At 62.2% G+C, this 7,665-nt stretch carries 7 protein-coding genes and 1 pseudogene; 3 read left to right on the forward strand and 5 right to left on the reverse strand.

The features are described 5' to 3' along the window. The 3 genes and pseudogenes from EN893_RS11320 to EN893_RS11330 form a co-directional block, all read right to left on the reverse strand. A pseudogene (locus EN893_RS11320) lies at nucleotides 1–528 on the reverse strand (cobaltochelatase subunit CobT); the annotation flags it as partial. 11 nt (nucleotides 529–539) lie between these two features. Beyond that, on the reverse strand, nucleotides 540–1,526 hold the full coding sequence (cobS, locus tag EN893_RS11325) for a cobaltochelatase subunit CobS (protein WP_013529367.1): 987 nt from the start codon (nucleotides 1,524–1,526) through the stop codon (nucleotides 540–542). A 123-nt stretch (nucleotides 1,527–1,649) separates the two neighbouring features. Continuing rightward, nucleotides 1,650–2,279, reverse strand: a complete 630-nt coding sequence (locus EN893_RS11330; RefSeq protein WP_013529366.1) for a J domain-containing protein — start codon at nucleotides 2,277–2,279, stop codon at nucleotides 1,650–1,652. 181 nt (nucleotides 2,280–2,460) lie between these two features. Between EN893_RS11330 and EN893_RS11335 the strand changes: the two genes are divergently transcribed. Continuing rightward, entirely contained in the window at nucleotides 2,461–2,763 is a 303-nt protein-coding gene (locus EN893_RS11335; protein WP_013529365.1) for a BolA family transcriptional regulator, read from the forward strand. Between the two features lie 30 nt (nucleotides 2,764–2,793). Here EN893_RS11335 and EN893_RS11340 read toward each other — a convergent pair whose 3' ends face one another. Beyond that, a complete protein-coding gene (locus EN893_RS11340; protein ID WP_127266964.1) occupies nucleotides 2,794–4,347 on the reverse strand; it encodes an acetolactate synthase large subunit in 1,554 nt (517 codons plus the stop codon). A gap of 100 nt (nucleotides 4,348–4,447) precedes the next feature. After that, the gene (locus EN893_RS11345; protein WP_127266965.1) at nucleotides 4,448–5,254 is read right to left on the reverse strand and encodes an alpha/beta hydrolase; all 807 of its coding nucleotides are present in this window, start codon (nucleotides 5,252–5,254) and stop codon (nucleotides 4,448–4,450) included. A 240-nt stretch (nucleotides 5,255–5,494) separates the two neighbouring features. Between EN893_RS11345 and EN893_RS11350 the strand changes: the two genes are divergently transcribed. Together EN893_RS11350 and EN893_RS11355 are read left to right on the forward strand one after the other, a co-directional pair. Then, nucleotides 5,495–7,444 carry a PrkA family serine protein kinase gene (locus EN893_RS11350; RefSeq protein WP_013529362.1) on the forward strand — a complete coding sequence of 650 codons (1,950 nt, stop codon included), beginning with the start codon at nucleotides 5,495–5,497 and terminating at the stop codon, nucleotides 7,442–7,444. A 17-nt stretch (nucleotides 7,445–7,461) separates the two neighbouring features. Continuing rightward, the coding region (locus EN893_RS11355) for a DUF444 family protein (RefSeq protein ID WP_128361542.1) at nucleotides 7,462–7,665 on the forward strand (204 nt) is incomplete at its 3' end.

Below are 7,665 nucleotides of genomic sequence, written 5' to 3' on the forward strand. Positions count from 1 at the left end.
GACCAGCCGCTCGCCGCTTTTCGGGACCGGGCGGCCGGTCAGCTTCTCGCGCACCATCAGGGCAAGAGCTTCCTCGATCGGCGCGTCGGCCTTGTCCTTGATGTCGACGAGGTTGGCCTTGGCGTATTTGTCCTCCAGCATCGAGCCGATATTGTCGGCGACGCCCTGCATGGCGCGTGAGCCTATCGCCTCGACGCGAGCCTGCTCGACCGCGTCATAGATGGCGCGGGCCGCCTTGCCTTCCGGCGCCAGCTTGGTGTGGATGCGCACATCATGGCAGGCGCGCTTCAGCGCCATGGAATCGCCGAGGCCGCGGGTGATCGCAATATCGGTCTTCGATGCCTTCTTGGGCAGCTCCGGCAAGCGCGCGCGGCTGCCGGCGAGCGCCGGCCGGTCCTTGGCGAAACCGACCTCCAGTTCCTTGTCGCCGGCAATGGCGCGCATGCAGACGGTAACGGCACGCTTGAAGCTATCGGCTTCAGACCCCGTCTTCGACTTGTTGCGCGTGTTGTCGCCCGGACCCGCCATCGAGACCCTGCTTAGCCCAGCACCACGTTGGCGGCGCTCTCGGGCAGATCCTCGCCGAAGGCGCGCTGATAGAACTCGGCCACCACCGAGCGCTCCAGTTCGTCGCACTTGTTGAGGAAGGTCAGCCGGAACGCCATGCCGATATTGCCGAATATCTCGGCATTCTCGGCCCAGGTGATCACGGTGCGCGGGCTCATCACGGTCGACAGATCGCCGTTGATGAAGGCCGAGCGCGTCATGTCGGCGACGCGCACCATCTTGTTGACGATGTCCTTGCCCTTGCCGTCGCGATAGTGCTTGGCCTTGGCCAGCACGATGGCGACTTCGTTGTCGTGCGGCAAATAGTTCAGCGTGGTGACGATCGACCAGCGGTCCATCTGCGCCTGGTTGATCTGCTGGGTGCCGTGATAGAGGCCGGTGGTGTCGCCAAGGCCGACCGTGTTTGCGGTCGAGAACAGCCGGAAGGCCGGATGCGGGCGAATGACCCGGCTCTGGTCGAGCAGCGTCAGCCGGCCCGACGATTCCAGCACGCGCTGGATGACGAACATCACATCCGGACGGCCGGCATCGTACTCGTCGAAGCACAGCGCGACATTGTGCTGGTAGGCCCAGGGCAGGATGCCGTCGCGGAATTCGGTGATCTGCAAACCGTCCTTGACGACGATCGCGTCCTTGCCGACGAGATCGATACGGCTGACATGGCTGTCGAGGTTGACGCGCACGCAAGGCCAGTTGAGGCGAGCGGCGACCTGTTCGATATGGGTCGACTTGCCGGTGCCGTGATAGCCCGACACCATGACGCGGCGGTTGTAGGCAAAGCCCGCAAGGATCGCCATCGTCGTGTTCTTGTCGAACAGATAGTCCGGATCGATGTCCGGCACATGCTCCGATGTCACCGAATAGGCCGGCACCACCATCTTGGACTCGAAGCCGAATTTCTCCTTCACCGACACCGTCGTGTCGGGCAGGTTGGCGATGTCACGATCGACCTTGTTCATATCTCTCAACGTCTCCACGGGCGAAACGTCTGATTTCGCCGGCAATCGATTTTGTCCGGGGGCGGTCTTAGAGCCTTTTCCAACCTTATGAAAGTTGGAAAACGACACGAACCGTATGGCCGCTCAGCACAGGCCCGCCTGTTTGAGCACGCGATAGGCCTGCAGCACATCGCGGAACCGGTCTTCCGAACCTCTGTCGCCACCATTCGCATCCGGATGGTGCAGTTTCACCAGTTCCTTATAGCGCGCCTTGATCTCCTTGCCAGTCGCCTTTGTATCAAGACCAAGCGTTTCCAGCGCCTTGGCCTCAAGCGGCTTGGCCTTGCGCTCGCGCGCCTCGCGCGGATCCTTCGGTCCCTTGAACAGGTCGAACGGGTCGCGCATGCGGTTATAGTAGCCGGCGCGGCCGGAACGCATCTGGGCCATATCGGGCGACGACCGCGTCGAGGCCCCGTTGGCGCCCATCTTCCAGGTCGGCCGGTGCCCGGTCATGGCTTCCTTCTGGAAGCGCGCGACCTCGGTGTCCGGCACGCCGGAAAAGTAGTTGAAGCCCTTGTTGTACTCGCGCACATGATCAAAGCAGAAGTGGAAATACTCGCCTTCCTTCATGCGCCCGACCGGCGCACGATGGGTGCCCGCTTCCTTGCAGCCGTCCCACTGGCAGATCGGCGAGTGCGACTTCAGCTCCGCGTCCTTGTCGGGGCGGACGCGAATCTTCTCGAAATATTTGGGGTACGGCTTCATCTTACCCATTTATGGGGCGTTCGCAGATGCGAAACAAGAATTGACATTTTCGCGATCATCGCCCTAACCGCTGAATCGCGGCATAAAGCAGGCGAATGGCGGATTTTGTTGCTCGGCGGCGGCCCCTTGCGAAACCGATTTTCGGTTTCCAGGCCGAGACGCCAGCGATATGTGGTGAAGGGAGATGGCGATGTCCATACAGGCGACCATGGAAGACAAGCTCAATAAGGCATTTTCGCCGGACAGGCTGGTTATCATCAACGAGAGCCATCTCCATGCCGGCCACCACCATCACGGCTCCGACCATCACGGCACTTATGACGGCACCGGCGAGACGCATTTTCGCGTCCGCGTCGTCGCTTCCGCCTTTGCCGGCATGAGCCGCATCGACCGTCACCGCGCCGTCAATGAACTGCTTGCCGACGAATTGAAGGCCGGCGTGCACGCGCTGGCGATCGAACCGGCGGCTCCCGGCGAAAAGACCCGCTGGTAGCTCGGTTCCGCCGATCGTTTTTCGCCGCGCTCAGAGCACCGCTTCGATGAGGAACGGCCCGCGCCGTGACAGCGCGCTGTCCAGCAGCGCCTCGAAGCGCTCGCACGTATCGGCGCGAGCCGCCTCCACGCCCATGCCTTTGGCCAGCGACACCCAGTCGAGCGAGGGATGGTCGAGGTCGAGCATGCGCCTGGCGTTCTCGCCGATCGCGCCCACGCCGACATTCTTCATCTCGCCATGCAGGATTGCATAGGTTCGATTGGAAAACACGATCGTCACCACGTCGAGCTTTTCCCGCGCCTGCGTCCACAATCCCTGTACCGTGTACATGCCGCTGCCGTCGGCTTCGAGGTTGATCACCTTGCGGTCCGAACAGGCGATTGCCGCCCCGGTCGCCATCGGGATGCCGCCGCCGATCGATCCGCCCGTGCCCATCATGTAGTCGTGCGGCGCTGCAAAGGCCGACAGCGCGAAGAAACGCCTGGCCGAGGTGACCGCTTCATCGCAAACGATCGCATCGGCCGGCAGTTTGCGCGCCACCGAGAGCGCGATGGCATCTTCCGTCAGCTTGCCGTTCGGCGTTGCCTCGTCGGGAAAAGCGGCCGCGAGCACCTGTTGTTGTGACGGCTTGATGCCAAGTTCGTCGCGAAGCGCCTCCAGCGCCGTATGCAGATCGTCGCCATGGGCGGCCAGTGTCAGCACCTCGCAGCCTTCCCGCACGAGCCGTCCCGGTTTCCCCGGATAGGCGAAGAAGGCAACCGGCTCCTTCGCACCGACCAGGATCAGAACATCGACGTCGCTCAGCACAGCCATCGCCGCATCGACCGGATAGGGGATGCGGGTCGGCGCGACACGCCCACGCCCGCGTTGCATCCGTGCGATCAGAACCTCGCCGAACAGGCGGACATCGCTGCCCGTCGAAATCTGCCCGGCGATGGCGAGCGCATCGGCGCGTGCGGCCTTTCCGCGAACGATCATGCCTGCCCGGCCCGGAGCGGTACGGATCGCCGCGGCGACCTTGCGCACGGCGTCCATATCGACGGCCGGCGCTGGCACCAGCTTCACCTTGCCGACCGAAACCGCGTCGACTGCGCCCCAGGCAGCATCCGCCGGCAGGATCATCGTCGCGACGCCGGGCGGTGTCAGCGAGGCGCGAAAGGCTGCTTCAGCTGCCGGCACGATATCGGCCGGGCCCTTGACGCGGCCGACCCAGTTGGACATCGGCGCCGCAAGGCTCTCGATATCGCTGGTGAGCGGGGCATCGAGCGGCAGATGGTAAGAGGCGTGGTCGCCGACGATGTTGATCATCGGGCTGAAGGCACGCCGGGCATTGTGCATGTTGGCGAGCCCGTTGGCCAGGCCGGGACCGGTATGCAGCAGCGTCGCGGCCGGCCGATCGGTCATCCGCGCATAGCCATCGGCGGCACCCGTCACCACGCCCTCGAACAGCCCGAGCACGCAACGCATTTTCGGCTTGCGGTCAAGTGCTGCAACGAAATGCATTTCGGAGGTGCCGGGATTGGCAAAGCAGACCGTCACATCGTTGGCCAGAAGCACGTCACACAGGACATCGGCGCCGTTCATGCAATTCCCTCCCGCTCACGATCGAAGAGCACTTGCACCCGGGCGCGCCCGCACAGCAATATCCCGCCGCCATTTTTGATCTGATCCAGCGCTGTAAAGATCAGCCAACCGTCGATTTCAGGAATGCCAGCGCGGCAGCGGTCAGCGCGTCACCGTCCTCGCCGAAATCGCGATTGATCGACATATGCGTGTAGGCGCTGCCGTCGAACAGTGTGACCTGGGTGCCCGTCGCGCGCAGGCGCTCGGCAAAGGCCTTGGAGTCCTCGCCGCGGCCAGGGGCGCGCGAATAGGCAATGAACGTCGGCGGGTGCTTGCGGCCGTCGACATGGCTGGCCGGCGACAGTGCCGCCCATTGCGCGGGATTGGAAAAGACGCGGGCATAGGCCCGCACCATGCCGCCCTTCCTGGCAAGTGCTGCAAGATCATAGGCCCTGGTATCGTCGAGAATGAGCGCAGCTATGCCGGGCAATCCGCCGCGCATGCCGGTCAGCGCAATCAAATGGCAGCCGGCCGAATGGCCCATGCCGACAATGCGGTTGGGATCGCCGCCATGCCGGGCGATGTTGGCCCTGATGAAGGCGTAGGCCTTTTCGACGTCACCGGCCTGGGTGGCGACATCGGCCTGCGGCAACATGCGGTAGTCGATGGAGACGAAGCAGAAGCCGTTGGCGAGCAGGAAGGCCGGTTTGGCGTTGACCTGACTGCGTTTGCCAAACTGCCAGGTGCCGCCATGAACGAAAAATACGACCGGCAGGCCGATTGCACCATCGGGCGCATAGATGTCGAGCTTGGCCGGCCCGTAGTCGAAGGTCTTTGGCGTGGGTCGGCGTGTTTCCGACGCGGCCGATGCTTCCAACGGCAGCATCGCCGCCACCGAGGCCATGATCAGGCTTCGTCGATCGATCATCACTGTCTCCTGGCGAGGCAAGACTGCACGCGGCGGCCCCAGCCGTCCAGTCAGGGATTCGCAACACACCCGCTACCCGCGCTGAATGCCGCTCCGCACCGAGCGCCTTGATCTCGGAGTGGCCTCAAATCTTACGATCGCAGCCACCTCTTCACATGAAGGGAACAAACGGTACCCCCCGACAGTTGAATGCGAGGTGAGCCGAATGGAAGCCACAGCGGCTCCGAGGGCAAAAGCATCATGCGAGAGAACCAGTCTGACGTCTTTGATCTGTTTTCGGAAATTTACACCAACGCGGCGCAGGAAGAGATCAGCATCCAGCAATATCTCCTTGCCTGCCGCGAGGACAAGTCGATGTATGCCTCGGCGCCTGAACGGATGGTCGAGGCGATCGGCGAGCCGAACCTGGTCGACACCAGCAAGGATGAGCGGCTCGGCCGCATTTTCTCCAATCGGACCCTGAAAGTGTACCCTTCCTTTGCCGATTTCTATGGCATGGAGGACACGATCGAGCGCATCGCCGGCTATTTTCGCTATGCGTCCCAGGGGCTCGAGGAGCGCAAGCAAATCCTCTATTTGCTCGGCCCCGTGGGCGGTGGCAAATCCTCCCTTGCCGAGCGTCTGAAGAAATTGATGGAACAGCGCCCGATCTACACGCTGAAGGTCGGTAATCAGGTCAGCCCGGTTTTCGAATCGCCGCTTGGTCTTTTCCATCCTGATCGCATGGGCGACCTGCTGGAGGACAAATACGGCATTGCCCGACGCCGGTTGAATGGGCTCATTTCGCCATGGGCAGCCAAGCGCCTCGACGAACTTTCCGGCGACATTTCCAAGTTCAGCGTCGTCAAGCTGATGCCGTCGCGACTGCGCCAGATCGGCATCGCCAAGACCGAGCCCGGCGACGAGAACAATCAGGACGTTTCGGCCCTGGTCGGCAAGGTGGACATCCGGCAATTGGAAAACTTCAGCCAATCCGATCCGGACGCCTATTCCTATAGCGGCGGACTGAACCGGACTACCCAGGGCCTGCTTGAATTCGTCGAAATGTTCAAGGCGCCTATCAAGGTCCTGCATCCGCTGCTGACCGCCACCCAGGAAGGCAGCTACAACGGCACCGAAAACTTCGGCGCTTTTCCCTACCAGGGAATCATCGTGGCCCATTCCAACGAGTCGGAATGGCTGCAGTTCAAGAACAACAAGAACAATGAGGCCTTTCTCGATCGCATCCTCGTGGTCAAGGTGCCGTATTGCCTGCGGATAACCGAAGAGCGGCAGATCTACGAGAAACTGCTGCGGGAGAGCGAATTGGCCGCCAGTCCTTGCGCTCCCGAGGTGCTGGACATCCTCAGCCGGTTTACCGTCTCGACCCGCTTGGCCGAGCACGACAATTCACCGCTCTACACCAAGATGCGCGCCTATGACGGCGAGAACCTCAAGGAAGTCGACCCCAAGGCAAAGTCGGTTCAGGAATATCGGGACGCCGCCGGCGTCGACGAGGGCATGGCAGGCGTCAGCACGCGCTTTGCCTTCAAGATCCTGTCGCAGACCTTCAACTACGACACCGAAGAGGTGGCCGCCGACCCCGTGCACCTCATGTACATCCTGGAGGAGGCAATCAAGCGCGAACAGTTTCCGAAGGAGACGGAAGCCGCCTATCTGGAGTTCATCAAGTCCGAACTGGCCGCGCGGTATGCCGAATTCATCGGTCATGAGATCCAGAAGGCCTATCTGGAATCGTACAGCGAGTATGGCCAGAATCTTTTCGACCGCTACATCGCCTATGCCGACGCCTGGATCGAAGACCAGGACTACAAGGATCCCGACACCGGCCAGATCCTCAACCGCGAGGTTTTGGACAACGAGCTTTCACAGGTCGAAAAGCCGGCCGGCATCGCCAATCCCAAGGACTTCCGCAACGAGGTGGTGAAATTCACGCTGCGCGCCCGTGCAAGAAACCATGGCCGCAACCCGGCGTGGACAAGTTACGAAAAGCTGCGGGAAGTCATCGAGAAACGCATGTTCGGCCAGGTCGAGGACCTCCTGCCGGTGATCAGTTTCGGCTCCAAGCAGGACAGCGTCACGGAAAAGCGGCACAATGAATTCGTGCAGCGGATGGTCGAGCGCGGCTACACCGAGCGGCAGGTTCGTCGCCTTGTGGACTGGTACATGCGGGTGAACAGGGCGGGTTAGAGAACCCGGATGGTTCCATGCCGATCTTCATCGACCGCCGCCTGAACCCGAAAGACAAGAGTCTCGGCAATCGCCAGCGCTTCCTCCGACGCGCGCGCGAGGAATTGAAGCGGAGCATACGCGACCAGATCCGCACCGGCAGGATTGCCGACGCGGATTCCGAGCACGCCGTGCGCATGCCCGAAAGAGGCACAAGCGAGCCGAGCTTCAGCAACGCCCGC

Origin of the sequence: Mesorhizobium sp. M7A.F.Ca.CA.004.04.2.1, from assembly GCF_004022825.1 — a bacterium.
Lineage (GTDB): Bacteria > Pseudomonadota > Alphaproteobacteria > Rhizobiales > Rhizobiaceae > Mesorhizobium.

Bases quoted from the DNA above. Each gene is read 5' to 3' on its own strand.
- cobS (WP_013529367.1), bottom strand. From the start codon at position 1,526: ATGAACAAGGTCGATCGTGACATCGCCAACCTGCCCGACACGACGGTG.
- EN893_RS11330 (WP_013529366.1), bottom strand. From the start codon at position 2,279: ATGGGTAAGATGAAGCCGTACCCCAAATATTTCGAGAAGATTCGCGTC.
- EN893_RS11335 (WP_013529365.1), top strand. From the start codon at position 2,461: ATGTCCATACAGGCGACCATGGAAGACAAGCTCAATAAGGCATTTTCG.
- EN893_RS11340 (WP_127266964.1), bottom strand. From the start codon at position 4,347: ATGAACGGCGCCGATGTCCTGTGTGACGTGCTTCTGGCCAACGATGTG.
- EN893_RS11345 (WP_127266965.1), bottom strand. From the start codon at position 5,254: ATGATCGATCGACGAAGCCTGATCATGGCCTCGGTGGCGGCGATGCTG.
- EN893_RS11350 (WP_013529362.1), top strand. From the start codon at position 5,495: ATGCGAGAGAACCAGTCTGACGTCTTTGATCTGTTTTCGGAAATTTAC.